This is a genomic window from Niveispirillum sp. BGYR6, assembly GCF_027568365.1.
Taxonomy (GTDB): domain Bacteria; phylum Pseudomonadota; class Alphaproteobacteria; order Azospirillales; family Azospirillaceae; genus Niveispirillum.
The window spans coordinates 1-24,493 of sequence record NZ_JANLNL010000015.1 but is presented as its reverse complement, the minus strand read 5'-3'; the positions used below and the strand labels follow the sequence as shown (position 1 = coordinate 24,493).

24 protein-coding genes are annotated in these 24,493 nt (G+C 60.9%); 22 read left to right on the top strand and 2 right to left on the bottom strand.

Annotated features, from left to right (window positions below; all coding sequences use genetic code 11):
- The 19 genes from dut (at window position 1) to PCJ49_RS22720 (ending at window position 15,599) form a co-directional block, all read left to right on the top strand.
- Complete coding sequence (gene dut, locus PCJ49_RS22810) at window positions 1-456, top strand: dUTP diphosphatase (RefSeq protein ID WP_269912982.1); 456 nt, start codon at window positions 1-3, stop codon at window positions 454-456.
- Between the two features lie 12 nt (window positions 457-468).
- Window positions 469-924 carry an Rrf2 family transcriptional regulator gene (locus PCJ49_RS22805; RefSeq protein WP_089288518.1) on the top strand — a complete coding sequence of 152 codons (456 nt, stop codon included), beginning with the start codon at window positions 469-471 and terminating at the stop codon, window positions 922-924.
- Window positions 925-983: 59 nt separating this feature from the next.
- Window positions 984-1,946 (top strand): cysteine synthase A, encoded by a 963-nt coding sequence (cysK, locus tag PCJ49_RS22800; protein ID WP_269912981.1) that lies wholly within the window; start codon window positions 984-986, stop codon window positions 1,944-1,946.
- A gap of 176 nt (window positions 1,947-2,122) precedes the next feature.
- Window positions 2,123-3,166, top strand: coding sequence for a TonB family protein (locus PCJ49_RS22795; RefSeq protein ID WP_269912980.1), 1,044 nt, complete (start codon window positions 2,123-2,125; stop codon window positions 3,164-3,166).
- Between the two features lie 144 nt (window positions 3,167-3,310).
- Entirely contained in the window at window positions 3,311-4,426 is a 1,116-nt protein-coding gene (locus PCJ49_RS22790) for a TonB family protein (protein ID WP_269912979.1), read from the top strand.
- 49 nt (window positions 4,427-4,475) lie between these two features.
- Window positions 4,476-5,537 (top strand): energy transducer TonB, encoded by a 1,062-nt coding sequence (locus tag PCJ49_RS22785; RefSeq protein WP_269912978.1) that lies wholly within the window; start codon window positions 4,476-4,478, stop codon window positions 5,535-5,537.
- 48 nt (window positions 5,538-5,585) lie between these two features.
- Complete coding sequence (locus PCJ49_RS22780; protein WP_269912977.1) at window positions 5,586-6,653, top strand: energy transducer TonB; 1,068 nt, start codon at window positions 5,586-5,588, stop codon at window positions 6,651-6,653.
- 14 nt (window positions 6,654-6,667) lie between these two features.
- Entirely contained in the window at window positions 6,668-7,261 is a 594-nt protein-coding gene (locus tag PCJ49_RS22775; RefSeq protein WP_269912976.1) for a nucleotidyltransferase family protein, read from the top strand.
- Between the two features lie 50 nt (window positions 7,262-7,311).
- The gene (locus PCJ49_RS22770; RefSeq protein ID WP_153205075.1) at window positions 7,312-7,467 is read left to right on the top strand and encodes an entericidin A/B family lipoprotein; all 156 of its coding nucleotides are present in this window, start codon (window positions 7,312-7,314) and stop codon (window positions 7,465-7,467) included.
- 72 nt (window positions 7,468-7,539) lie between these two features.
- Window positions 7,540-8,091 carry an NUDIX hydrolase gene (locus tag PCJ49_RS22765; RefSeq protein ID WP_269912975.1) on the top strand — a complete coding sequence of 184 codons (552 nt, stop codon included), beginning with the start codon at window positions 7,540-7,542 and terminating at the stop codon, window positions 8,089-8,091.
- A 22-nt stretch (window positions 8,092-8,113) separates the two neighbouring features.
- Window positions 8,114-8,779, top strand: a complete 666-nt coding sequence (locus PCJ49_RS22760) for a hypothetical protein (protein ID WP_269912974.1) — start codon at window positions 8,114-8,116, stop codon at window positions 8,777-8,779.
- Window positions 8,780-8,986: 207 nt separating this feature from the next.
- A complete protein-coding gene (locus tag PCJ49_RS22755; RefSeq protein ID WP_269912973.1) occupies window positions 8,987-9,997 on the top strand; it encodes an alpha/beta hydrolase-fold protein in 1,011 nt (336 codons plus the stop codon).
- On the top strand, window positions 9,994-10,341 hold the full coding sequence (locus PCJ49_RS22750; protein WP_089288507.1) for an RNA-binding S4 domain-containing protein: 348 nt from the start codon (window positions 9,994-9,996) through the stop codon (window positions 10,339-10,341). Before PCJ49_RS22755 ends, PCJ49_RS22750 begins: the two co-directional genes overlap by 4 nt.
- Entirely contained in the window at window positions 10,341-10,985 is a 645-nt protein-coding gene (locus PCJ49_RS22745) for a DUF3841 domain-containing protein (protein ID WP_269913049.1), read from the top strand. The genes PCJ49_RS22750 and PCJ49_RS22745 overlap by 1 nt, the downstream gene beginning before the upstream one ends.
- A 193-nt stretch (window positions 10,986-11,178) precedes the next feature.
- Window positions 11,179-12,597 (top strand): 3-isopropylmalate dehydratase large subunit, encoded by a 1,419-nt coding sequence (gene leuC / locus PCJ49_RS22740; protein WP_269913048.1) that lies wholly within the window; start codon window positions 11,179-11,181, stop codon window positions 12,595-12,597.
- A 159-nt stretch (window positions 12,598-12,756) separates the two neighbouring features.
- Entirely contained in the window at window positions 12,757-12,966 is a 210-nt protein-coding gene (locus PCJ49_RS22735; protein WP_269912972.1) for an addiction module protein, read from the top strand.
- Window positions 12,966-13,253: a type II toxin-antitoxin system RelE/ParE family toxin gene (locus tag PCJ49_RS22730; protein WP_269912971.1), complete on the top strand. Its 288-nt coding sequence runs from the start codon at window positions 12,966-12,968 to the stop codon at window positions 13,251-13,253. The genes PCJ49_RS22735 and PCJ49_RS22730 overlap by 1 nt, the downstream gene beginning before the upstream one ends.
- 100 nt (window positions 13,254-13,353) lie before the next feature.
- Window positions 13,354-14,571: a tRNA guanosine(34) transglycosylase Tgt gene (gene tgt / locus PCJ49_RS22725; RefSeq protein WP_153202621.1), complete on the top strand. Its 1,218-nt coding sequence runs from the start codon at window positions 13,354-13,356 to the stop codon at window positions 14,569-14,571.
- Between the two features lie 134 nt (window positions 14,572-14,705).
- Window positions 14,706-15,599 carry a diguanylate cyclase gene (locus tag PCJ49_RS22720; RefSeq protein WP_269912970.1) on the top strand — a complete coding sequence of 298 codons (894 nt, stop codon included), beginning with the start codon at window positions 14,706-14,708 and terminating at the stop codon, window positions 15,597-15,599.
- Between the two features lie 277 nt (window positions 15,600-15,876).
- Here the strand turns inward: PCJ49_RS22720 and PCJ49_RS22715 are convergent, their stop codons facing one another.
- Entirely contained in the window at window positions 15,877-18,051 is a 2,175-nt protein-coding gene (locus PCJ49_RS22715; protein ID WP_269912969.1) for a M3 family metallopeptidase, read from the bottom strand.
- Between the two features lie 163 nt (window positions 18,052-18,214).
- Between PCJ49_RS22715 and PCJ49_RS22710 the strand changes: the two genes are divergently transcribed.
- Together PCJ49_RS22710 and PCJ49_RS22705 are read left to right on the top strand one after the other, a co-directional pair.
- On the top strand, window positions 18,215-19,009 hold the full coding sequence (locus PCJ49_RS22710; protein WP_269912968.1) for a polyphosphate kinase: 795 nt from the start codon (window positions 18,215-18,217) through the stop codon (window positions 19,007-19,009).
- A 238-nt stretch (window positions 19,010-19,247) separates the two neighbouring features.
- Window positions 19,248-20,012 carry an MOSC domain-containing protein gene (locus tag PCJ49_RS22705; protein WP_269912967.1) on the top strand — a complete coding sequence of 255 codons (765 nt, stop codon included), beginning with the start codon at window positions 19,248-19,250 and terminating at the stop codon, window positions 20,010-20,012.
- A 209-nt stretch (window positions 20,013-20,221) separates the two neighbouring features.
- On the opposite strand, the gene PCJ49_RS22700 is transcribed toward PCJ49_RS22705, so the two are convergent.
- Window positions 20,222-21,154 (bottom strand): peptidylprolyl isomerase, encoded by a 933-nt coding sequence (locus PCJ49_RS22700; RefSeq protein WP_269912966.1) that lies wholly within the window; start codon window positions 21,152-21,154, stop codon window positions 20,222-20,224.
- A 397-nt stretch (window positions 21,155-21,551) separates the two neighbouring features.
- Between PCJ49_RS22700 and secA the strand changes: the two genes are divergently transcribed.
- On the top strand, window positions 21,552-24,308 hold the full coding sequence (gene secA, locus PCJ49_RS22695) for a preprotein translocase subunit SecA (protein ID WP_269913047.1): 2,757 nt from the start codon (window positions 21,552-21,554) through the stop codon (window positions 24,306-24,308).
- Window positions 24,309-24,493 lie beyond the last annotated feature (185 nt).

Genomic DNA, 24,493 nt, shown 5'->3' with positions numbered 1-24,493 from the left:
ATGTCCAGCATCTCCATCGCCGTCCGCCGCCTGCCCCATGGCGCCGACCTGTCCCTTCCCGCCTATGCCACCGAACATTCCGCCGGCATGGACCTGCTGGCCGCCGTGGCGGAACCGGTGGTGCTGGGGCCGGGCGAACGCAAGCTGATCCCCACTGGCATCGCCATCGCCCTGCCGGAAGGGTTTGAGGCGCAGGTGCGCCCCCGCTCCGGTCTGGCGCTGAAGAATGGCATCACCCTGCTGAACAGCCCCGGCACCATTGATGCCGATTACCGGGGCGAGGTGGGGGTGATCCTGGCCAACCTGTCCAACCAGAGCTTCACCGTGGAACGCGGGATGCGCATCGCCCAGATGGTGATCGCCCGCTATGCCCGCGCCGCCTGGAACGAGGTGGACAATCTGGATGAAACCGCACGCGGGGCCGGCGGCTTTGGCTCCACCGGCACCAAGGGATAAGGACAAAGGCGGATGCTGCGCATTTCCAAGAAGCTGATGTTCGCCATCGAGACGGTGCTGGACATTGCCTACAATGCCGGGTCGGCACCCGTGCAATCGGCGGAGATCACCCAGCGCCAGGGCATTCCCAAGCGCTATCTGGAGCAGGTGCTGCAGGCGCTGGTGCGCGCCGGCGTGCTGGCGGGGGTGCGCGGCCCCAAGGGCGGCTACCGGCTGGCCAAGGAACGCCGCCGCATCAGCGTGGCGGAAATCGTCCGCGTCGTCCGCGCGCTGGAACAGGGCACAGACCCGATTGAAGAGGAGGTCGGCGCCGATCTGGGCCGGCTGGTCGTCCGCCCGCTGTGGGGTGAATTGCAGGACGAAGTGATGGCGCGGCTGGAACAGACCAGCATTGAGGATCTGTGCGTGCGGGCGCATCAGGCCAACATTCCGTCTGAAGCCGCTTCCAAGCTGGATTTCAGCATCTGAAGCGATTATATACAGAATCGAACCGGTATTTCAGATAAATACCACACGGGAGATGTAAAATGTCCACCAGTGGCGAATTCCGCGGCCGCATCTATGACAGCATCCTGGACACCGTCGGCGCCACGCCGCTGGTGCGCCTGAACCGCCTGGGCGCCAAGCATGGCGTGGTGGCCGATGTCGTCGCCAAGTGCGAGTTCTTCAACCCGCTGTCCAGCGTGAAGGACCGTATCGGCAAGGCCATGATCGAGGCGGCGGAGGCCGAGGGCAAGATTTCGCCCGACCGCACCGTGCTGGTGGAACCCACCTCTGGCAATACCGGCATCGCGCTGGCCTTCGTGGCCGCCGCCAAGGGCTATCGCCTGATTCTGACCATGCCGGAAAGCATGTCGATCGAACGGCGCAAGATGCTGAAGCTGCTGGGCGCCGAACTGGTGCTGACCCCCGCCCCGCAGGGCATGAAGGGTGCCATCGCCAAGGCCGAGGAACTGGTGGCCAGCACGCCCGGTGCCTATATCCTGCAACAGTTCAAGAACCCGGCCAACCCGGCCATCCACCGCGCCACCACGGCCGAAGAAATCTGGAACGACACGGCCGGCAAGGCCGATGTGCTGGTGGCCGGCGTGGGCACCGGCGGCACGCTGACCGGCGTGGCCGAGGTGCTGAAGGCCCGCAAGCCCGGCTTCCAGGTGGTGGCGGTGGAGCCGGAGGATAGCCCGGTTCTGTCCGGCGGCCTGCCCGGCCCGCACAAGATCCAGGGGATCGGTGCCGGCTTCGTGCCCGACATCCTGGACAAGAACCTGATCGACGAGGTGCTGCGCATCTCCAACGTCCGTGCGTTTGAGCTGGCGCGCGACGCCGCCCGCACCGAGGGCATCACCGTCGGCATCTCGTCCGGTGCCGCCCTGGCCGCAGCGTTCGAGGTGGGGGCGCGGGCCGAGATGAAGGGCAAGCTGATCGTCGTCGTGCTGCCCAGCTTCGCCGAGCGCTACCTCTCCACCGCCCTGTTCGAGGGGCTGGAATAAGCAATCCCTTCCGTTCAGGCGGATTGCAGAAACCCCGGCGTCACCCGACGCCGGGGTTGTTTTTTTTCACACCGGAGAGGGGCATACAAGTACCCCGGATATTCAGTTGCATTCTTCAAGGCTTTGACGAGTATGGCAGAATATCCTGTGTCATTCTCTCCATCAGGCCTTCCGTCATGCGGCATTATCTAACCTTATCCCTGTTGCTGGTCGCCCTTGTGACCGTTAAGCCCGCCTTTGCAGCGGAGGAGGCGGAAAAAGCGCGGATGGTCTGCGACCGTACCAACACATACCCATCAAAATTGTTGGCGCAATCCAGGGAAGGTTGGGTTGATCTCCGCTTCACAATGAAGGCAGACGGCAGTCTCAGCGATATTGAAGTCGTCAATGTCTTCGGAGACCCTGCCTTTGGGAAGGCCGCTCAGGAGGCGCTAGCCAGCTGTCGCTATGAACAGCCAGAACAGATCGCCCCCAAGGGGACCGAGGTGAACAATCTGCGTAAGCGATATTTTTTCGCCGAAGAGCCTTTCGACAAAGGAAGCACCCGCAAGGTTCATGAGCAACTGGACGAAGCCTATAAACGCTTAAAGAATGGAGATATCACAGGCAGTGAGAATATACTGGCCCAGGCTGAAAAAGACAGTAAGTACATTTATGAATATAATCACCTCATTATATTACGGGCAGAGCTGGCATCCGCCCGCAACGACGATGGCCTGGCACTTCTTTATATAAATTCGGTTGCGCGAAACCGGAACCAAATAAAACCTAGAGAATATGACCAACTTTTGAGATTGATGCTCAAGCTGGAAATAAAAGAAGGTCGCTTTGTCAGCGCTGAAAGGATAGTGCAGGAGATCACGCAAGGGGAGCCACTGGAGGTAGATAAAACCTTGCTGGCCCAATTTGCGGCATTGAAGGATGTGGTAACAGCGGGGCAACCGCTGAGCATTGATGGCCAGATACCCCTAAATTGTCATCCGGCCTTCTGCGAGCCGGGTAAAACAAACTGGTTCTACACACCCTATAACCGCACCGTTTCCTTGGCCGATATCCAGGGTGAACTGAGCAAGGTTCTGTTCCGGTGCGACAGGAAGACCATGATATTCGAGGCGCAGGCCGGTATCACCTGGACCATCCCGAAAAGCTGGGGACAGTGTACAGTATACGTGCTGGGAAATCCTGGAACGCGTTTCAAGCTTATTGACGAAACCCTGTGAAGCCGATGGGACATGCGACAAAGCAACCAACAGTCCACCGAAGATGAAATCATCAACTGAAGAGCGATAGCGAGGGAAAAATGGCGCCATCGACATAAAGGACTGGATAGTGTCCCATCTGAATAATTTTTTTGCATTTTCAGGTTGGGACGCAAACGCGGCTATAATTTCTCTTTTAATTCTAGTTGGGAATTCGGACTCATGCGGTATTATCTGGCCCTACCCCTGCTGTTCCTCGCCGGTCTTATGGCGATCCTTCCCGCCCGCGCGGCAGAAGAGGAAGAAGAAGAAAAGCCGCAAAAGCGGATCATCTGCGACCGCAAAGGTAATTATCCCACGGCCTTGGTCGACGAATCCCGCGAAGGCTGGGTTGATCTCCGTTTCACCATGAAGGCCGATGGCAGTTTTACCGATGTCGAGGTCATTTCCGCCTTCGGTGAACCCTACTTCGCCGAAACCGCCCAGAAGGCGATGAGCACGTGCCGCTATGAACATCCGGAACTGATTGCCCCGGCAGGGCAAGAGGCACGCAACCTGCGCACCCGCTATTATTTCCGCCTGGAGCCACCGAGCAAAGGCAGTACGGAAACCGTTTACGTCCGGTTGAAAGAGGCGCAGAGGCTGTTGAAAGACGGTCAGGTCGATGCCGCCGAGGCCGCCCTGCTGAGGGTGGAGAAGAATAGCCGTAATCTGTATGAATTCAGCCATTTGATGATTATGCGGGCAGCCGTGGCGGTGGCCCGCGGCAACAGCAGTCTGGCCTTGTCCTATCTTGACGGGATCAGCGAGAATAAAAGTTTTATTGAAAAAAGGGAGTTCAGCCAGTTGTTGCGGATGCGCCTGTCCCTGGAACTGCGGGAAGGCCATTATGTCGATGCCCAGCGAACAGCGGATGAGATGGCAGAAAAATCACCCCGTGATGGGGATGAGAAGCTGCTGGCGGGACTGGCTGACCTGAAAAAGCTGGTGACATCCGGGAGCCCATTTAGCGTCAGCGGGCAGATACCGGTCAATTGCCATCCCGCCTTCTGCGAACCCGATAAGCCGGAATGGTCCTATGCACCCTATAATCGCACGGTTTCCCTGGCCGATATTCAGGGGCAACTGGATACGGTTTTTCTCCGTTGTGACAAGAAGACAATGACGGCCAAGGCCGAAGCCGGCATTACCTGGACCATCCCCAAAAGCTGGGGAAAATGCGAAGTGCATGTGTTGGGAAAGCCGGGGACGAAATTCACGCTGATCGATGAGACGCTTTGAACCTGCGTAATCAGGGCAACCAGCAATTATCGCAATTTAAGGAACTGAAATGCGCACACACTTTCTGTTCAGTGCGATATTGACGGTATTCCTGTTGTTGCTCCCAACCGTACAAGCCCAGACAGCCCTCACAGCCAGCCATGAACGTGTCGATCTTGGCAACACGTCCTGCGGAGAGCCGCATTTTCCGAAGAAGACAGCCAGCAAGGATGGTGAAGGCTGGGTCGGCTTTCGCTTTACGGTACAACCGGATGGAAAGCTGACAGATCTGGAAGTTGTCACCAAAGCAGGTGAAGAGAGCTTCGTTGCCGCTGGACGCGAGAACCTTTCGAAATGCCGCTTCAGTCGTCCGCCGACGGAAAACGGTCAGCCTATTTCCATGTTCAATGTCTTCGCCCGGTTTACCTTCGCTCGACCACAGGAAAACACGAAACAAGAAGCCACCGAGAAAATAGAGACGAGCCGACAGTTGCTGATGCAGGGAAGGCTGGCAGAGGCGGCGGCCAGCCTGGACAGTGCCGAACAGATTGCCAAGCGGATCACCGATCTGAACCAGATCATACTGCTCCGCGCAAGTCTGATGAGCAAATGGGGCAAGGATGACGTCGCGTTGCGGTACCTGCGGCAAATTCCCAACCCGGAGAAGGATGTCGACGACAGCGCTGATACGGCCAAGCTGTTACGCCTGCGGCTGAGCCTGGAACTGAAACTGGGGTTGCTGGCCAGCGCAGAGATAACCGGCCGCACCCTGACGAAGATCAAACCCCAGCCCGAGGATGCCGTCATGTTGGCCAGCCTGGAGAAGCTGCGCCAATTCGGTGCCACCGGCGCGCCGATGGCTGTATCGGGCCGGGTGCCGGCGGAATGCCGCCCCATGATCTGTGACCCTGCAAAACCATCCTGGGAGTATGTCCCGGTTCACCGCACCGTTTCCCTGGCCGATGCCAAGGGGCGGCTGGATCAGGTGATTCTGCGCTGCACGCGCAGAACCGTCACCATACCCGCCACGACCGACACTACCTGGACCCTTCCGGCTAAGCTGGGCCAATGCGCGGTGGAGGTGACGGGCGAACCGGGGGCAACATTCACCCTGATTGACGAAACCCTTTGAGCATGTCCAGAAATGGCAAATGGTAATTGTCGGAACCAAGGAACAGCAATGCGCACGCCCCTTCTTTTCAAGGCGATATTGGCAATACTCCTATTTTCACCTGCGGCAGCCGATGCCCAAATAGCCCCGACTGCAAGCCATGAACATATAGATCTCGGCAAAAAGGTCTGCAAGGATTCGCAATTTCCACAGAAGGAACGTGGAAAAACTGGCGAAGGTTGGGTTAGCTTCCGGACAAAATTACAAGAGGATGGAAAATTAACTGATTTTAAAGTCATAGCAAATGCCGGAAATAAAGTTTTTGTAGAAACTGCGTTGAAGAATTTTTCAAAATGCGCCTTCATTCCTTCCGTCGATGAAAATGGAAAAGTTGTTTATTTAGAAAACATTTATTTTAATTATGTGTTCTTGCAGCCAGATTTACAAAAAAATAAAGAAGTAAATGAGAAACTGGAAGCAATTCGTCAGTTAATAAAAGAAGGAAAAATCGAAGAGGCTAATTCCAGTCTAGAAACTGTTGAGCAAGATGCCAATCGTTTCGTTGATCTGATAGATATTTCTCTTCTTTATGCAACTTTGATGAAAAGCAAGGGCAGGGACGACATTGCATTGCGGTATCTCCAGATGGTTCCAGTTCTAGACGAGCCGATTGAAAGCGATCCGAATGCAGCCAGGGTCTTGTCCCGACGGTTGGACCTGGAGTTGAAAATGGGCTTGCTTGCCAGTGCAGAAGTCACAAGCAGCAGACTGGCGAAGGCAAAGCCTCTGCCAGAGAACGCCACATTACTGGCAGAGCTGGAAAAATTGCGCCAGCTTGGTGCATCTGGCCAACCAATGGCCATCACAGGCCGGGTGCCGGCGGAATGCCGCCCCATGATCTGTGATCCTGCGAAACCATCCTGGGAATATGTCCCGGTCCATCGCACCGTTTCCCTGGCCGATGCCAAGGGGCGGCTGGATCAGGTGATTCTGCGCTGCACGCGCAGAACCGTCACCATACCGGCCACAACGGGCAATACCTGGACCCTTCCGGCCAAGCTGGGTCAATGCGCGGTCGAGGTGACGGGCGAACCGGGGGCAACATTCACCCTGATCGACGAAACGCTGCCCGGCTGAGGCAAAGCCGCCCGATGAGCCCCGATGCTTTCCGCCAGCTGGCCCTGTCCAACCCCATCAACGCCGTCCTGCTGCAACGGCTGCCGGCGCTGGGGTTGGCGGATGTCTGGCTGGTGGCGGGCTGCCTTTATCAGGCGGTGTGGAACCAGCGGGCGGGCCTGCCCGCGGATTGGGGGGTGAAGGATTACGACATTTTCTATTTTGATCCGGACACAAGTTGGGAGGCAGAGGATCAGGCCATCCGCCGGGCCGAATCGCTGTTCGCCGATTTGGGGGTGATGCTGGAATTGCGCAACCAGGCGCGTGTGCATCTTTGGTATCGACAGCGGTTCGGCCGTACCATCGCCCCCATCCCCAGCGGGCGGGCGGGGATTGACGGGTTTCTGGTGGAATGCACCTGTGTCGGCCTGTCACCCGATGGCGGGTTCTATGCGCCCTATGGGTTGGATGATCTGGCCGCCGGCATCCTGCGCCCCAACCCGCGCACGCCCGACCCGGTGCAATATGCGCTGAAGACCGCCAGCTATCGCGCCCGCTGGCCCTTTCTGCGCGAAGGGGGTAGCGCGTCAGAGGCATTGGAACCGCCGCCACCGGCGCCCCGTTCCTAGTCACGTCCAGCCGGCCAGCGGGCCGGCATCAACGATGACAGGAAAAGATCATGGTTCACCGTTCCAAGAAGGCCGTTCTGGCCGCCGGCGCCCTGCTGCTGGCCATGTCCGCGCTGACCGCCTGCAACACGGTGGAAGGGGCCGGCAAGGACATCAAATCTGGCGGCAAGGCGATTGAAAACACGGCGCAGGACGCCAAGAACTAAACCATCCCGGCTTCCCCTGACGATACAAGGCGGCACCTTGCAGTGCCGCCTTGTTGGCGTCATGGTAGGGGCATGAGCGACGACAGCCCCGCCCCCACCGCCGGCCCCCGCATCCGCACCATCCCGCCCGGTGAAGACCGGGAACGGCTGGTCTGTCCGGAATGCAACTATATCGCCTATGAGAATCCCAAGATCGTCGTCGGCGCGGTGGTGACGGACACGGCTGGGCGTATCCTGCTGTGCCGCCGCGCCATCGAACCCCGCCGGGGCTATTGGACCCTGCCCGCCGGCTATATGGAACTGGGGGAGACGACCGAGCAGGGGGCAGCACGGGAGGCGTTTGAGGAAGCGGGCGCCCGCATCGCCATTGATGCGCTGCTGGCCGTCTATAACATCCCGCGCCTTTCCCAGGTGCAGCTGATCTATCGCGCCACCCTGGCCGATCCCGCCATCGAAGCCGGGCCGGAAAGCCTGGAGGTGGCGATGTTCGATTGGGCTGATATCCCCTGGCACGATCTGGCCTTTCCGTCGGTGCCCTGGGCGCTGGAACAATATCGCGCCCGCATCGGCCAAGTGGCCTTTCAGCCCGCGACCAACCCGCCACCCCCGGTGGAAGGCTTGTAGAGGCGTTGAACTAGAGGATGAGATGAAACGCGTATTTCTGCTGCCTCTGCTGCTGGTGCTGTCGGGCTGTGCGACGATTGTTGATGAGGCGACACCGTTCACGGCCTCATCTCCCGACGGGTTGCTGCTGCTGGAACTGGTGGATGTTCCGGCGGATAAGTCCGCCATCGCTTTGTTCGATCCATTCATCTGCCCGCTGCCGCAAGGTGCGCGCAAGCCGGATATGAATGCGATCCATGGCTGCCCCCGGAGCAACATCGTTGAATCGGCCGATGGGAAGTCCAGATTTGCTGCTTACCAGATGCCACCCGGTCGCTATGTCATGGAACGGCTGCAGGTGCAGGCGCGATGGGCAGCCTGCTTCAATGGCGGCACCAAGGCGTTCGAGGTGGCGGCCGGTAAAGTGACCTATCTTGGTGCCCTGCACCTTGCGCCCCATGTGGCCGAAATCGGTGCGGCAACGCCGATCGTGGCATATCAGAGCAGCTATTATACGGTTTTCGACACGCCGCGGCCCGCGCTTGACGGCCCCGACAAACTGCCGGGATGGCAGGCGCGGGTAGGGGCATTCATGTCGGCTTCCATGCCCCGCGTGGCCGCTCCCCTGGTCGCGGCCGCGCCGGAATCCGCTACGTTCGAGACGGCACAGGGCATCTTCGACCGGGTTTGCACCAACGCTTATGAGTGATCGTGACGGCACAGGACGTCACCGCATGACATATCCCTGAACAGGCGCCAGTTCGCCTGGAAATGCTGTGCGCAAAAAGGGGGGCAGCTGGCTTTTCCGCCCGCGACCAACCCGCCACCCCCGGTGGAAGGCTTGTAATCGGCCACCCGTCCGGCGCAGAATTGGGCCAACGCCCTTTCACCCGCCAGACAGGACCAAGGCCCCATCATGCGCAAATCCCCCGCCGCCCCGCGTGGAACCCTGCACCGGCTGATGCTGGATAGCCGTGTGCTGCGCGGCAACCGCCAGGGCGACCCGACGGAACGGGAAGTGCACGTTTATGTGCCGGCGGGCCATGATGGACGCGATCTGCCGCTGCTGTTCGATATTGTCGGCTACACGGCGGGCGGCCCGGCCCATACCAACTGGAAGAATTTCGGGGAGAATCTGCCCGAACGGCTGGACCGGCTGATCGACAGCGGCGCCCTGCCCCCGGTGGCGGTGGCCTTCCCTGACTGTTTCACCCGGTTGGGCGGCAACCAATATATCAATTCCAGTGCCCTTGGCCCCTGGATGGATTTCCTGTGTGATGAGGCCGTGCCCTTTGTGGAGGAACGGTTCGGCTGCGGCGGCACCGGCCGGCGCGGCATTTTCGGCAAAAGCAGCGGCGGTTACGGCGCGCTGGCCCATGCGCTGCTGCGGCCGGATATCTGGGCGGCGGCGGCCAGCCATTCCGGCGATGTCGGGTTTGAACTCTGCTATCTGCCGGATATGCCCGGCGTGCTGCGCGCCCTGTCACGGCATGGCGGCAGCATCGAACGCTTCATGAATGCGTTTGAGACGGCCCGCAAGACCGACGGCAAGGATACCCATGTGCTGATGATCCTGTGCATGGCGGCAACCTATGACCCCGACCCCAGCCAATATCTGGGCATCCGCCTGCCGGTGACGGATGATACGTGCGAACTGATCCCGGAACGCTGGGCCAACTGGCTGGCCTGGGACCCGGTACAGATGGTGGAACGCCATGGCGACGCCCTGCGCGGGCTGAAGGCGCTCTATATCGATTGCGGCGACCGCGACCAGTATAATCTGGTCTATGGGGCCCGCCGCCTGCACCGCCGGCTGGATCAGTTGGGCATCGCCCACCGGTATGAGGAATTTCCCGACGACCATTCCTCGGTCGATTACCGCATGGATGACAGCCTGCCCTACCTGGTGCGGGCGCTGCTGGCATGAGCGGGGGCGACGATATCACCCTGGCCGATCCCGGCGATGCCGCCGATATGGCCAAGGGGCGGCTGCGGCTGGATAAATGGCTGTGGTACGCCCGTTTCCTGAAAACCCGCAGTCAGGCCGCCAAGCTGGCATCATCCGGTTCTGTGCGCCTGGGCGGGGCACCGGTGGCCAAGGCCAGCCATATGGTGAAGGTGGGCGATGTGCTGACCTTCCCGCTGGGGCCTTACGTGCGGGTGATCAAGATCAAGGCCCTTGCCGCCCGGCGCGGCCCGGCCCCGGAGGCGCAGGCACTGTACGACGATCTGGACCCGCCCAGCCCGGAAGGGAAGATGGCGAGGGGGTGATGGTACGTCCGGTAAACATCAACCGCGTGAAGGCCATTATCGCCAAGCGCGTCCCCTTCGTCCGCGTCTACAGCTATCAGGATGAGGCAGTCCTGGAACGGCTGAAGACGCAGGGCTTCATCAATGGCAACCATCCCCATGGCTTTATGACAGGCCCATACCGCTGGATGCGCAACCAGATGGCCGAGCGGTTGCCAGACTTCTCTGGCGATCTGCCCATCTGGGCATGGCTGCGGCGGTGGGACCGCTATAAAATCAAGAGGAATACAGAAAAACTGGTGCGGATAACCGCAACCGTGCCGGTGCAGCGGGTATTGCTCAGCAATTTCGATAGTTGGCATATCGTGCTGAACCTTGGCTACATGGCCGAGACTGAAGCAGAGGATGATGCTTTCGACGCAGCACAGCACGCACCGGCAGATAAAATCCGTCTCTGCCAGGAAAGCTGGAAGCGGGTCTTTGATCCTGACCTGCGCTATTGCGACAGCCGCTCCTGGCAAGTCTGCGTGGATCGCATTTATGCCCATGAAGTGGTCGACCTGCGCCAGCACGATCCCCTGCCCCATCGCTATAGGCCGGTAACGGAGGATTGTGAGCCCTGGGACGGTGATTGGTGCGCCGGCTGGTTCCCACCCCCGCCTTAACCGGGTAGCGCCACTACCCCTTATGCAGCGCCCATGAATCTGTGTTGCATACAATCCGGCCTGTCTGACCGTGCGGGGTGCTTGTTTGGGTCGCGTCCTGTCGCTATGCTCCGGCCCAACGTAACAAAGTGACTGGAATGGCGGCATGGCCTTTCCGGTTCGATCTTCCCCCGAGATCCCCCAGGTGAGTGATATGGCCCGCACGCTTTATGACAAGATCTTCGAAAGCCACACCGTCCATCGTCAGGAAGACGGGACCAGCGTGCTGTATATCGACCTGCATCTGGTGCATGAAGTGACCAGCCCGCAGGCGTTCGAAGGCCTGCGCATTTCCGGTCGCAAGGTGCGCCAGCCGGGCAAGACCCTGGCCGTGGCCGACCATAATGTGCCGACCAGCAAGGACCGTCTGGCCGGTGTGAAGAACGAACAGAGCCGCATCCAGCTTGAGCAGTTGGGCATCAACACCAAGGAATTCGGTGTTGAATATTTCGATATGGCCGATATCCGCCAGGGCATCGTGCATGTGGTCGGCCCGGAGCAGGGCGTGACCCAGCCGGGCATGACCATCGTTTGCGGTGACAGCCACACCGCCACCCATGGCGCCTTCGGCGCGCTAGCCTTTGGCATCGGCACGTCGGATGTGGAGCATGTGCTGGCCACCCAGACGCTGCTGATCAAGAAGTCCAAGAACATGCTGGTGAAGGTGGATGGTGCCCTGCCGCTGGGTGTCACCGCCAAGGACCTGACGCTGGCCATCATCGGCAAGCTGGGTACCGCCGGCGGCACCGGCTATGTGATTGAATATGCCGGTCAGGCGTTCCGCGACCTGTCGATGGAAGGCCGCATGACCGTCTGTAACATGGCCATCGAAGCCGGTGCCCGCGCCGGCCTGATCGCCCCGGATGAGAAGACGTTTGAGTATCTGCGCGGTCGCCCCCGTGCGCCGCAGGGTGCCGATTTCGACCGCGCCGTGGCGTACTGGAAGACCCTGCCCAGCGATGAGGGGGCGGTTTACGACAAGGTGGTGGAACTGAACGCCGCCGACATCGTGCCGCAGGTGACCTGGGGCACCAGCCCGGAAGACGTGTCGGCCATCACCGCCTCGGTGCCGAACCCGGCTGACTTCAAGGACCCGCACAAGCAGAAGGCCGTGGAACGCGCCCTGGCCTATATGGGCCTGACCGCCGGCACGCCGCTGACCGAAGTGCCGGTGCAGAAGGTGTTCATCGGTTCCTGCACCAACAGCCGCATCGAAGACCTGCGCGCCGCCGCCGAGGTGGCCCAGGTCGGCCTGTCCAAGGGCATGAAGGTGGCCGATGGCGTCTATGCCATGGTGGTGCCGGGCTCTGGTCTGGTGAAGGAACAGGCGGAAAAGGAAGGGCTGGACAAAGTGTTCGTGGCCGCTGGTTTTGACTGGCGTGAACCCGGCTGTTCCATGTGCCTGGCCATGAATGACGACAAGCTGAAGCCGGGTGAACGTTGCGCCAGCACGTCCAACCGCAATTTCGAAAGCCGCCAGGGCCCCGGTGGCCGCACCCATCTGGTCAGCCCCTCCATGGCCGCCGCCGCTGCCCTGACCGGCAAACTGACCGACGTGCGCACGCTGGCGTGATGGCCGGGTTGGTGTGAGGGTTAGGAAACGGGCGTCCCGAACGGGGCGCCCGTTTTCGTTTGGGGGTGGCTGGTGGTGCCAGCTTCAACTACACTGCTTGTTACCCGATGAGCTTCTACCCACCTCCACCAGTGTCCGTGCGTGGGAGAAAGGTGCGCCATGACCGTGATCGATTTCAGTCACTTGTCCCCGGAACAACGGCTTCAGTTGATCGGCGAATTGTGTGACAGCCTGGAGCCGGAGAATGTGCCCTTGTCTCCCGCCTGGAAGGTGGAGCTTGCCCAGCGCAGCCGGGATCTGAGAGCGGGAAAGGGCCAGTCTATTCCCCTGGCTCAAGCCATGGATGAACTGCATCGCCGTAATCGCTGATGTATGCAGTTTTCATCCGGTCAGAGGCACTGACCGATATGAAAGAAGCCCGTGACTGGTATGATAGCCAGTCGATCGGGCTGGGCGATCGTTTCTACGAGGCATTGACATTGGCCTTCGCCCGGATCGCTGAGACCCCGTATATCTTCCCTACCGTTCAAGGGGGCATCCATCGCTCCTTGATACGGCGTTACCCCTACGCCTTGTTCTTCGAGATTGACGCGCAGAACATCTACATACTGGCCTGTGCCCATACGCGGCGTGATCCCCGCCACCGCCCCCACTGAAGCCAGCCATTCGCCCGCACCCCCTGTACAAGCGGCGCGCTCTCCCCCATACCCAGCACCAGCAACAGCGATCCATTGTGTGACGGTTCAGGGTTCCCCGATGTCTTCCACCTATCCCGGCTTCTCCTTCGATATCACCCACCGTGACCCGGCGGGTTCCAAGGCGCGCATTGGCACGCTGTCCACCCCGCATGGCGCCATCCAGACGCCGAATTTCATCTTCTGCGGCACCAAGGCGGCCATCAAGGGCATGACCACGCAGCAGATGCGGGAAGAGAAGACGGATATCATCCTGGCCAATACCTATCATCTGATGATCCAGCCGGGCGCTGATCTGGTGGCCAAGCTGGGTGGCCTGCACAAGATGATGAATTGGGATGGCCCGATGCTGACCGACAGCGGCGGCTATCAGATTTTCGCCATGGGCCATGGCAGTGTCGCCGATGAGGTGAAGGGTCGCCGCACCACCACCCGCGAAAAAACCCTGCTGAAAATCACCGAGGAAGGGGCCACTTTCCGCAGCTACACCAATGGTGAAAAGCTGTTCCTGACGCCGGAAAAATCCATCGATATCCAGCGCAAGCTGGGGCCGGATTTCGTGGTGCAGTTGGATGAATGTACGCCGTTCCACGTGGATCGGCGCTACACCGCCCGGTCGATGCAGATGTCGCACCGCTGGGGCGACCGTTCGCTGGCGGCCTTCCGCGAATTTGGCGGCATCTCCGCCAACGGCCTGCCGCAGGCCATGTATGGCATTGTCCAGGGCGGGGTCTATCCCGACCTGCGCAAGGAGAGTGCTGAATATACCGCCAGCCGCGATTTCTTCGCCACCGCCGTGGGCGGCTGCCTGGGCGCCACGCGCGAACAGATGCATGAGGTGGTGGGCATGGCGATGAGCCATGTGCATCCCGACCGGCCGGTGCATCTGCTGGGCATTGGCGGCATTGTCGACATCTTCGAAGGGGTTGCCTGGGGCATCGATACGTTCGATTGCGTCAGCCCCACCCGCATCGCCCGCCATGGCTGGGCCCTGGCCCCGGGCGTGAAGGGGGAGCGGCTGAACATGCGCAATGCCCGCTTCAAGGATGATGACCAGCCCATCGATGCCGCCTGTGGCTGCTTTGCCTGCCGCACGGCCAGCCGTGGCTATATCCACCACCTGTTGAAGGCGGAGGAGATGCTGGGCCTGCAATTGCTGACCATGCACAATGTCCACACCATGAACCGGCTGATGCGCGATATCCGCGCCGCCATCGCCACCGGCACCCTGGCCGAGGCGCGGCGGCGCTGGGTCTGGCAGCCCGGTGATACCGAATGACGCAACCGGGCGATATGACCCTTTGCATGGTCTGAATGGGTCGCATTCGAATTAAATTGGGGTTAACTTCGTGACAAGGGAGGGCTGGTGCTCTGCCAGCCTCTTCCCCCCTTTGTCACAGAGTCCCGTGTTCCATGCCGATTTCCCAGACCCAGGGCAGTGGCAGCCTTGCCACCGTCATCGACGAACATCTTCGTTGGCTGACGCAATGGCACCGCGCCGCCTTTTTCGGGGCGGATGCCGGCCTGTCGGGGCCGGATGCGGTGCCGATGCCACAGGCCTTCATCCATTGGATGCGCCAGGCCAAGGCGCAGGCGCTGGCCTTGCAGCCGGCGGTGGAACGGCTGATCGCCCTGCATGAACAACTGCACCGGTTGGCACGGCTGATGCTGATTCGCATCCATGCCGGTGAAATCCTCTCTCTGGCGGGGTATGAGGCGGTGCTGGACCGGTTCGATGAATTCATCCAGCAATGCCGCCGCTTCGAACGCGCCTTCAGCGTGGCCGGCAGCGGCATTGACCCGCTGACCGGCCTGCGCAACCGCACCGGCATGATGGAAGAGCTGATGCGGGAGGCCAGCCGCTTCCGCCGTTCCGGCCGGCCCTTCTGCGTCGCCCTGTGCGACCTGGACCGGTTCAAGCTGGTCAATGACACCTATGGCCATGATGCCGGTGACCGGGTGCTGGTGGCCGCCGCCGCCTCCATCAACAGCGGCATCCGCGACATGGATGAGGCGTTCCGCATGGGCGGCGAGGAAATCCTGATCCTGCTGAAGGATGCCGGCCTGTCGGAGGCCTTGGGCGTGCTGGAACGGCTGCGCCAGGATCTGGCCGCTTTGCCGGTGCAGCTGGCCGATGGCCGGGTGCTGCATGTCACCGCCAGTTTCGGCGCGGCAGAAGCGGATATGGGCATTGAGCCCGACCGGCTGATCGAACGGGCCGACCAAGCGCTTTATGCCGCCAAACATGGCGGTCGCAACCGGGTGGAATGCTGGACCCCACCGGCCGCCACCGTGCTGTCGGCTTGAAGAAACCGGGCACCATCTCATACCAATCTGCCCTGATCGTGACCGATCAAGGCAGATTTCATATCCCCTCAAGCGCCGGGCGGCGGCATCCGCCGCCTTGGGCCGCGCCGCATGTGCGGCGGGCTGGCGGTCGCCATCCTGCATTCTGCCAAGGGTCAAGCCCTCGGCAGAATGGTATCACGCAACAAAAAGCCCCGCCCCAGCCATTGATCACGGCCCGGACGGGGCTTTTGCGTATGGGGGGCGATCTGCCGACCAGCGGATCGCCCCCCTTTCCTCAGTTCACGCGGTTATCCAGCAGGCCGCGATTCTTCAGCAGCGCATCCACCTTGGGTGCGCGACCCCGGAAGCCGATATAGGCCTCCATCGGATCACGCGAACCGCCGGCGGAATAGACATTCTCCAACAGCTTCTTGGACAGGGTGGGGTCGAAAATGTCGCCGGCTTCCTTGAAAGCGTTGAAGCCGTCGGCATCCAGCACTTCCGCCCACATATAGCTGTAATAGCCCGATGAATAGCCGTCACCGGAGAAGATGTGGCTGAAATGCGGGCTGCGGTGCCGCATGACGATTTCCTTCGGCATCCCCAACTTGGTCAGCGTCTCCCGCTCAAACGTGTCCGGGTTCAGGCCCTTGGCATCGGTCAGGCTGTGATAGGCCAGATCGACCAGGGCGGACGAGGTGTAGGACACCGTGGCGAAGCCCTGGTTGAAGGTCTGGGACGCGATGATCTTGTCCAGCAGTTCCTTCGGGATCGGCTTGCCCGTCTTATAATGCACGGCGAATTTCTGCAGGATCTGCGGTTCCGCCACCCAATGTTCCAGCACCTGGCTGGGGAATTCCACGAAATCACGCAGCACGCCGGTGCCGGAGACCTGCGGATAGGTCACGTTCGACAACATGCCATGCAGGCCATGGCCGAATTCGTGGAACAGGGTGGTGGCATCGTCAAAGGACAGCAGGGTCGGCTGGCCCTCGGCCCCCTTGGCGAAGTTGTTGTTGTTCAGCACGATCGGGCGGATATCGCCCGACAGCTTCTCCTGCGAGCGCAAGGACGACATCCAGGCGCCGGACCGCTTGGACGGGCGGGCGAAATTGTCGCTGTAGAAGACGGCCAGATGCTTGCCATCCTTGTCCTTGGCCTCATAGACCTTGACGTCGGGATGATAGGTCGGCACGCCCTTCAGTTCCGTGAAGGTGACGCCGAACAGGCGGTTGGCGGTGTAGAACATCGCCTCCACCATCTTGTCCAACTGGAAGTACGGCTTGATCTCTTCTTCGTTCAGGTCGTACTTGGCCTTGCGGACCTTCTCCGCATAATAATACCAGTCCCACGGCTCGATCTGGATATTCTGGCCTTCCTTGGCGGCCAGCTTCTGCATCTCGTCGCGTTCCTCGGCGGCGCGCACCTTGGCCGGTTCCCACACCTGCATCAGCAGGTCGCTCACGGCCTGGGGATTCTTGGCCATGGTGTCGGCCAGCTTATATTCCGCAAAGGTCTTGTAGCCCAGCAGGTTGGCGCGCTCGATGCGCAGCTGCACGATCTCGGTGATGACGGCGTTGTTGTCATGCTCATCGCCATTGTCGCCACGGGCGATCCAGGCCTTCCAGGCCTGCTCGCGCAGGGCCCGGTTGTCGGAGAAGGTCAGGAACGGCTCAATCGACGAACGCGACAGGGTGATGACGTACTTGCCGGCTTCGCCCCGGTCCTTGGCCGCCTGCGACGCGGCGGCCACCACGAAATCGGGCAGGCCGGCCAGCTGGTCTTTGCTGGTCAGCACCAGCTTGTAACCCTTTTCATCCGCCAGCACATTCTGGCTGAACTTGGTGGACAGCACGGCCAGCCGTTCCAGGATGGCGGCCATCCGCTCCCGCTGCGCGCCCTGCAGCTCGGCACCGGCGCGCACGAAGCCCAGATAATAGCGTTCCAGCACGCGGGACTGTTCCGGCGTCAGCTTCAACTGGTCGCGCTGCTTGTACAGCGTGCTGATCCGCTGGAACAGGGTGGCATTCAGGTTGATGGCATTGCCATGGGCCGCCAGCAGCGGCGCCATGTCGCGCTGAATCTTGTCCAACTCGTCATTGGTGTTGGACGAGGTCAGGTTGGAGAAGACGGCCGACACGCGGTCCAGCAACTGGCCGCTCTTTTCCATCGCGTCGATGGTGTTGGCGAAGGTGGGGGCCGCCTTGGTATCGGTGATGGCCTTGATCTCGACCAGCTGGTCGGCCATGCCCTTTTCAAAGGCCGGGCGGAAATGGGCCGGCTTGATGGCATCGAACGGCGGAACGCCGAAGGGGGTTTTCCATTCCTGGAAGAAGGGATTCTCGCTCATCTTCGCCTTGTCAGCCTGTGCCATCTGGGTCGGTGTATCCGCCGCCAGCGCCGCAGGGACCATGGCGCCGGACAGGGAGAGGATCAGGGCCGAAGCCCCCGCCATCAAGTAGCTTTTCAACGTGCCGTTCCTTTTTGCCAGGGCTTTTGCCCCTTGGATTGCCGAATTTCCATGGGTCGGCCATGCCGCTTTCCATGGCAAGGCCTGAAACCAAATCGTTACAATAGAGCCACGGTCACGACCGCGCCAACCCGGTTCATCGCTGAAGGGAGTTCCACCCGCCATGGGAAATAGTCACGCCGCCCCGCATCTCGACAAGCTGGATATGAAGGAACACCGGTTCGTCGACAAGGCCGCCTATCTGAAGGAGCTGGAGTCCCTGCAAGAACAGGTGATGCATGTCCAGCAGGCCTATTGGCATTCCAAGCGGCGCGCCATTCTGGTGTTTGAAGGCTGGGACGCCGCCGGCAAAGGGGGGGCCATCCGCCGGCTGACCGAAACACTGGACCCGCGCGGCGCCCATGTCTGGCCCATTGCCGCCCCGCTGCCCCAGGAACAGGGCCGGCATTATCTGTGGCGCTTCTGGCAGCGCCTGCCGGAACCCGGCACCTTCGCCATTTTCGACCGCTCCTGGTATGGAAGGGTGCTGGTGGAACGGGTGGAAGGCTTTGCCAAACCGTCCGAATGGCAGCGCGCCTATGATGAGATCAACGAGTTTGAGCGGCTGTTGATCGATGATGGCGTGCGGATCGTGAAGCTGTTCCTGCATATCAGCGAGGATGAACAGCGTCGCCGCTTCCGCGAGCGGCTGCACAATCCCTATAAGCGCTGGAAGCTGACGTCCGAAGATCTGCGCAACCGCGCCCGCCGCCCGCAATATGAGCTGGCGACCAACCAGATGTTCGACCGCACCCATACCAAGCACGCGCCCTGGCATCTGATTCCCGCCGATGCCAAATGGTATGCGCGGGTAGAGGTGTTGCGCCAGGTGGTGGCGCGGCTGTCGGAAGGGGTGGATATCTCCCCGCCGACCCTGGACGAAGCGTTCCTACGCGAGGCGGAGACCCTGCTGGGGTAAGAGTCCGTCCAAGAGCTTTCAATTATTTTCCAATACCTTAACCGTCATTCCCGCGAAGGCGGGAATGACGGTAGAGAAAGGGCAAGGCTTCGAAAAGCGGGATAACTTTCCGGACAGACTCTAAGGCAATGGCGGGCGGGGCACTTTATCTTTTGGGAAATTCCATCGTAACCGGCCCTTCATAGTCCAACGGTACGATTGACAAGCGCCCACCCCGCCCGCTTAAGCTGTAGCCATCATGTCTGTGACCCTCGACGCCATCCATTATTACCCGGTCAAGAGCCTGTCCGCCCAAAAGCTGGACAGCGTTTCCCTGTCACCGGGCGAATGCCTGCCGCAGGATCGGCGTTTCGCCATCCTGCACCGGGCCAGCAATTTCGACGCCACGGCCCCGGCCTGGAAGCCAAAGACCAACTTCCTGGCCCTGGTCCGGGATGAGAAACTGGCGACCCTGGTGGCAACCTATGATCCGGCCATCTGCCAGCTGGTGCTGAACCGGGCGGGCAAGCCGGTGGCGCGCGGGCGGATCGATACGCCGACCGGCCGGATGCTGATCGATCAGTTTCTGTCCGCCTATATGGATGGCAGTGCCGCCCCCGGCCCCTATAAGCTGGTGGAGTCGGCAGCGCATAATTTCACCGACATTCCGGAAAAGGCCGTCTCGCTGATCAATCTGGCCAGCGTGAAGGATATTGGCCGCGTCACCCAGGCCCCGGTCGATCCGCTGCGCTTTCGCGGCAATCTGCATCTGGCGGGCCTGCCGGCCTGGGCGGAGATGCAGTGGGTGGGCAAGCGCATCGCCATCGGCGATACGGTCCTGGACGTGTTCAAGACCATCACCCGCTGTGCAGCGGTGGAGGTCAATCCCAGCACCGGTGAACGCGACATGCCGCTGATCAAGGCGCTGAAGACCGGCTTCAACCATGTCATCTGCGGCGTCTACGCCATGGTGGTGGAAGGCGGCACCGTGACGGCGGGTGACCCGGTGCGCGTTCTGGATTGAGCGTCTGTTTCCTGGGGTGCTTTACCCCCGACCCAGCGTTCAGCAACGTCACTAACGCTTCACCACCGTCATTCCCATCCAAAATCCGTGCTGTCGTATGGATTCACGCCTTCGCGGGAATGACGGTTAAGCGCATAAAATGGCAGGGGAAATTCCTAAAAACACCCCAGAAGCAAAAAGGGGGACGGCGAACCGTCCCCCGATAGGCCTTACTTCTTTTCCGCCGGCTTGGCCGGGGTGGCAGCCGCCGGGGCCGGGGCGGCCGGCATCGGGCCGCCATCGATGTTGAAGGTTTCCACCTTCGCACCCTTGCGCAGGCCCTGGATCACCTCTTCGGCGATATCCTGCGCCACGGCGGAGCGCAGCTGCGGGGCGGCCTGGTCAAAGGTCGGCAGGGTCTGCTTGCGCTTATCCTCAACCTTGATGACGTGATAGCCGAACTCGGTCTTCACCGGGGTCTGGCTCAGGTCGCCGGGCTTCATGGCGAAGGCTGCCTCGGCGAATTCCTTCACCATCTGGTCCTTCACGAAGTAACCCAGATCGCCGCCATTGGTCTTGGTGCCATCCGTGCCCTTTTCGCCGGCCAGCTTGGCGAAATCAGCACCGCCCTTCAGCTGCTTGATGATGGCGTCGGCCTCTTCCTTGGTCTTCACCAGGATATGGCGGGCGCGCACTTCATCCTGCGGCGGGTTGGCCTTGACCCACTTGTCATAGGCGGCCTTCAGCTTGTCCTGGGTCATGCGCTTGTCGATCTCGGCGCGCAGCCAGGCCTGCTGAACGAACTGCTGTTCGGCCTCCTTCAGGCGCTTCTTCACTTCGGCGCTGTCCTGCAGCTTGGCCTTGTAACCGGCCTCCGACACCAGTTCGGACTGGACCAGCTGTTCCAGCAGCTGCGGATAGATCATCTGCACCGGGTAGTTCTGCGCTTCCGGCCCCAGCTGCTGCAGCGAGGCCAGCACGTCGGAGCGCTTGATCTCCTTGCCATTCACGCGGGCGACCACCGGATCGTCGGCCAGCGACGGGGCGGCCTTCTTGTCGGCGGGGGCCTTGGCGTCCTGCGCCAGGGCGGTCATGGAAACAGAACCCAGCGCGGCCGTCGTCATGGCGACAACCAGGGCGGCACGCATCGTCTTGACCAGCATCTTAGGAATTTCCCTCACATCAAAGGCTGGGCCGGCCAGTAGGTCCGCCAGCTTTCCACGAAATCTATTCACCCAGCCCGACCGGCTATCCCCGAAAAGGGCCCCGCCAGGACTGTCCGCATAAAGCATGAGTGCCCATGCCCCGGCAAGACCATGCCATCACGGGGCCGGAAAATGGCGTTAAAAGACTGTCATCTTCCACCCAAAATCAACAGCGGGCGGCTGGATTGAGTGAAGCCACGTTGACCGGAAGGCGAAGCGGTCTTATCTGTCACCGGTGCCGGCCCCTGTCTTGACGGGGACGGTGCCCTTGTCCCGGCGGCCGGTGACGGCCGATCCGGGTTTGGTGTGTTCCATATTCTTCACCTTCCTGCCTTTATGCTTCGCGGAGTTCTCCATGTTCGGTGCCATTGCCCGCAAATTGTTCGGCAACGCCAATGAGCGGGTGGTCAAGGGCTTGCGCAAAAAGGTCGAAACGATCAATGCGCTGGAGCCGAAGCTGCAAGCGCTGTCCGACGCTGAATTGCAGATGCGCACCGACTGGCTGCGCGACCGGCTGGAGAAGGGCGAGTCGCTGGATGACATCCTGGCCGACGCCTTTGCCACCGTGCGCGAGGCCTCCAAGCGCGTCATGGGGATGCGGCATTTTGACGTGCAGCTGATCGGCGGCATGGTGCTGCATTCCGGCAAGATCGCCGAAATGCGCACCGGTGAAGGCAAGACGCTGGTGGCAACCCTGGCCGTGTACCTGAACGCGCTCCAGGGCAAGGGCGTGCATGTCGTCACCGTGAACGATTATCTGGCCCGCCGCGACGCCCTGCATATGGGCAAGCTCTATGGCTTCCTGGGCCTGACCACCGGCGTCATTGTGCATGGGCTGGATGATCATGAACGCCGCGATGCTTACGCGGCAGACATTACCTACGGCACCAACAACGAATTCGGCTTCGACTATCTGCGCGACAATATGAAGTATCGGCGCGAGGACATGGTCCAGCGCCCCTTCAATTACGCCATCGTCGACGAGGTGGACAGCATCCTGGTGGATGAGGCGCGCACGCCGCTGATCATCTCCGGCCCCTCCACCGACAGTTCGGAGCTGTATATCGCCGTCAACAAGGTGATCGGGCGCCTGGACGAGAGCGATTATGAGAAGGACGAGAAGGCCAAGGCCGTCTCCATGACTGAAAGCGGCACGGAAAAGGTGTCGCAGATCCTGACGGAGATGGAGCTGCTGAAGAGCGGCGACCTCTACGACATTCATAATATTTCGCTGGTCCATCACGTGAACCAGGCGCTGAAGGCGCACAAGCTGTTCACGGCCAATGTCGATTACATCGTGAAGGACGACAAGGTCGTCATCATTGATGAATTCACCGGCCGCATGATGGAAGGCCGCCGCTATTCCGAAGGGCTGCATCAGGCGCTGGAGGCCAAGGAAGGCGTTTCGATCCAGCGGGAAAACCAGACGCTGGCCAGCATCACCTTCCAGAATTACTTCCGGATATATCCCAAGCTGTCCGGCATGACCGGTACGGCCATGACGGAAGCGGCCGAATTCCAGGAAATCTATGGGCTGGAAGTGGTGGATATCCCCACCAACCTGCCGGTCCGCCGCGTCGATGCCGATGACGAGGTCTATCGCACGGCGGCGGAGAAATACGAGGCCATCGTGAAGCTGGTGGCCGAGTGCCAGCAGCGCCAGCAACCCATTCTGGTCGGTACCGTTTCGATTGAGAAATCAGAAACGCTGTCCACCCTGCTGAAGCAGAAGGGCGTGCCGCATAATGTGCTGAACGCCCGTTACCACGAACAGGAAGCCTATATCGTTTCGCAGGCGGGTCGTCCCGGTGCCGTAACGATTGCCACCAACATGGCCGGTCGCGGCACCGACATCCAGTTGGGCGGCAACCTGGAAATGCGCATTGAGTATGAGCTGGCCGAGCTGCCGGAAGGGCCGGAGCGCGATGCGCGCATCCAGACCATCAAGGAAGAGGTGGCCGCCGCCAAGCAGGTGGTGCTGGCCGCCGGTGGTCTCTATGTGGTGGGCACCGAGCGCCATGAAAGCCGCCGTATCGACAACCAGCTGCGTGGCCGTTCAGGCCGCCAGGGCGACCCCGGTGCGTCGAAATTCTTCCTGTCGCTGGATGATGACCTGATGCGCATCTTCGGCAGCAACCGTCTGGACGGGATGTTGCAGAAGCTGGGCCTGGAACAGGGGGAGGCGATCATCCACCCCTGGATCAACAAGGCCCTGGAAAAGGCGCAGCAGCGTGTCGAAGCGCATAATTTCGACATCCGCAAGAATCTGCTGAAATACGACAATGTGATGAATGACCAGCGCAAGGTCATTTATGAACAGCGCCGGGAGATCATGGACGCCACCGATGTGGCCGAAATGATCAAGGAAATGCGGCATGAGGTGATTACCGACATGGTGCGCCGCGCCATCCCGGAAAATGCCTATGCCGAACAGTGGGACATGAACCTGCTGCACGAGGAATGCCTGCGCATCCTGGGTGCCGACCTGCCGGTGCGGGAATGGGCCAAGGAGGAAGGCATCGCGGATGAGCAGATCACCGAGCGTCTGCTGGAATTCGCTGCGGCCAAGATGGCGGAAAAGGAAGCCGCCTATGGGCCGGACCTGATCCGCAATATCGAGAAGAGCCTGCTGCTGCAGATCCTGGATCAGGTCTGGAAGGACCATCTGCTGTCGCTGGACCATCTGCGCCAGGGCATCAACCTGCGCGCCTATGCCCAGCGCGACCCGCTGAACGAATATAAGCGCGAGGCGTTCGAGCTGTTCTCTGGCCTGCTGGATAATCTGCGGGAGCAGGTGACCCAGATGCTGATGCTGATCCAGGTGCGGGTGACCGAGCCCGACCTGACGCCGCCGCCCTTCATCGGGGAGGAAAGCCGTTTCGACCCGGCCATGGCGGCCCCCGCCATGCCGCCGGCAGACGCCCCCCTGCCCGACGGCATGGTGCGCCGCAGCCCGCAGATTGCCGGTGGCGGCTTTGGCGCCGGCTTGTTGCCGGTGGCGGAGGAGACCGATCTGGTCGGCGACGATACTTGGATCAACACCCCGCGCAACGCGCCTTGCCCCTGCGGCAGCGGCAAGAAGTACAAGCACTGCCACGGTGCGGCGGTGTGATGAACAGGCCGGGGGCAACCCCGGCCTCAGACTGCTGACAAAGCCCTCGCCTATGGCGGGGTTTTTTGATTCACTGTGTTTATGCTTAAGCCCCAGACGCCCCAACAGACGGAACTTGAGATGGTGACGATCGCGTCGCTTGTTCCGTCGGATCACCTGCTGCGGAAGATCGACGCGGCGTTGGA

Coding starts and splice junctions, on each gene's coding strand:
- PCJ49_RS22765 (WP_269912975.1), top strand. CDS start 7,540: ATGAGCGACGACAGCCCCGCCCCCACCGCCGGCCCCCGCATCCGCACC.
- PCJ49_RS22700 (WP_269912966.1), bottom strand. CDS start 21,154: ATGCTGGTCAAGACGATGCGTGCCGCCCTGGTTGTCGCCATGACGACG.
- PCJ49_RS22750 (WP_089288507.1), top strand. CDS start 9,994: ATGAGCGGGGGCGACGATATCACCCTGGCCGATCCCGGCGATGCCGCC.
- PCJ49_RS22770 (WP_153205075.1), top strand. CDS start 7,312: ATGGTTCACCGTTCCAAGAAGGCCGTTCTGGCCGCCGGCGCCCTGCTG.
- tgt (WP_153202621.1), top strand. CDS start 13,354: ATGTCTTCCACCTATCCCGGCTTCTCCTTCGATATCACCCACCGTGAC.
- PCJ49_RS22705 (WP_269912967.1), top strand. CDS start 19,248: ATGTCTGTGACCCTCGACGCCATCCATTATTACCCGGTCAAGAGCCTG.
- PCJ49_RS22730 (WP_269912971.1), top strand. CDS start 12,966: ATGTATGCAGTTTTCATCCGGTCAGAGGCACTGACCGATATGAAAGAA.
- PCJ49_RS22760 (WP_269912974.1), top strand. CDS start 8,114: ATGAAACGCGTATTTCTGCTGCCTCTGCTGCTGGTGCTGTCGGGCTGT.
- PCJ49_RS22805 (WP_089288518.1), top strand. CDS start 469: ATGCTGCGCATTTCCAAGAAGCTGATGTTCGCCATCGAGACGGTGCTG.
- cysK (WP_269912981.1), top strand. CDS start 984: ATGTCCACCAGTGGCGAATTCCGCGGCCGCATCTATGACAGCATCCTG.
- PCJ49_RS22755 (WP_269912973.1), top strand. CDS start 8,987: ATGCGCAAATCCCCCGCCGCCCCGCGTGGAACCCTGCACCGGCTGATG.
- PCJ49_RS22775 (WP_269912976.1), top strand. CDS start 6,668: ATGAGCCCCGATGCTTTCCGCCAGCTGGCCCTGTCCAACCCCATCAAC.
- dut (WP_269912982.1), top strand. CDS start 1: ATGTCCAGCATCTCCATCGCCGTCCGCCGCCTGCCCCATGGCGCCGAC.
- PCJ49_RS22710 (WP_269912968.1), top strand. CDS start 18,215: ATGGGAAATAGTCACGCCGCCCCGCATCTCGACAAGCTGGATATGAAG.
- PCJ49_RS22735 (WP_269912972.1), top strand. CDS start 12,757: ATGACCGTGATCGATTTCAGTCACTTGTCCCCGGAACAACGGCTTCAG.
- PCJ49_RS22785 (WP_269912978.1), top strand. CDS start 4,476: ATGCGCACACACTTTCTGTTCAGTGCGATATTGACGGTATTCCTGTTG.
- leuC (WP_269913048.1), top strand. CDS start 11,179: ATGGCCCGCACGCTTTATGACAAGATCTTCGAAAGCCACACCGTCCAT.
- PCJ49_RS22720 (WP_269912970.1), top strand. CDS start 14,706: ATGCCGATTTCCCAGACCCAGGGCAGTGGCAGCCTTGCCACCGTCATC.
- PCJ49_RS22795 (WP_269912980.1), top strand. CDS start 2,123: ATGCGGCATTATCTAACCTTATCCCTGTTGCTGGTCGCCCTTGTGACC.
- PCJ49_RS22780 (WP_269912977.1), top strand. CDS start 5,586: ATGCGCACGCCCCTTCTTTTCAAGGCGATATTGGCAATACTCCTATTT.
- PCJ49_RS22745 (WP_269913049.1), top strand. CDS start 10,341: ATGGTACGTCCGGTAAACATCAACCGCGTGAAGGCCATTATCGCCAAG.
- secA (WP_269913047.1), top strand. CDS start 21,552: ATGTTCGGTGCCATTGCCCGCAAATTGTTCGGCAACGCCAATGAGCGG.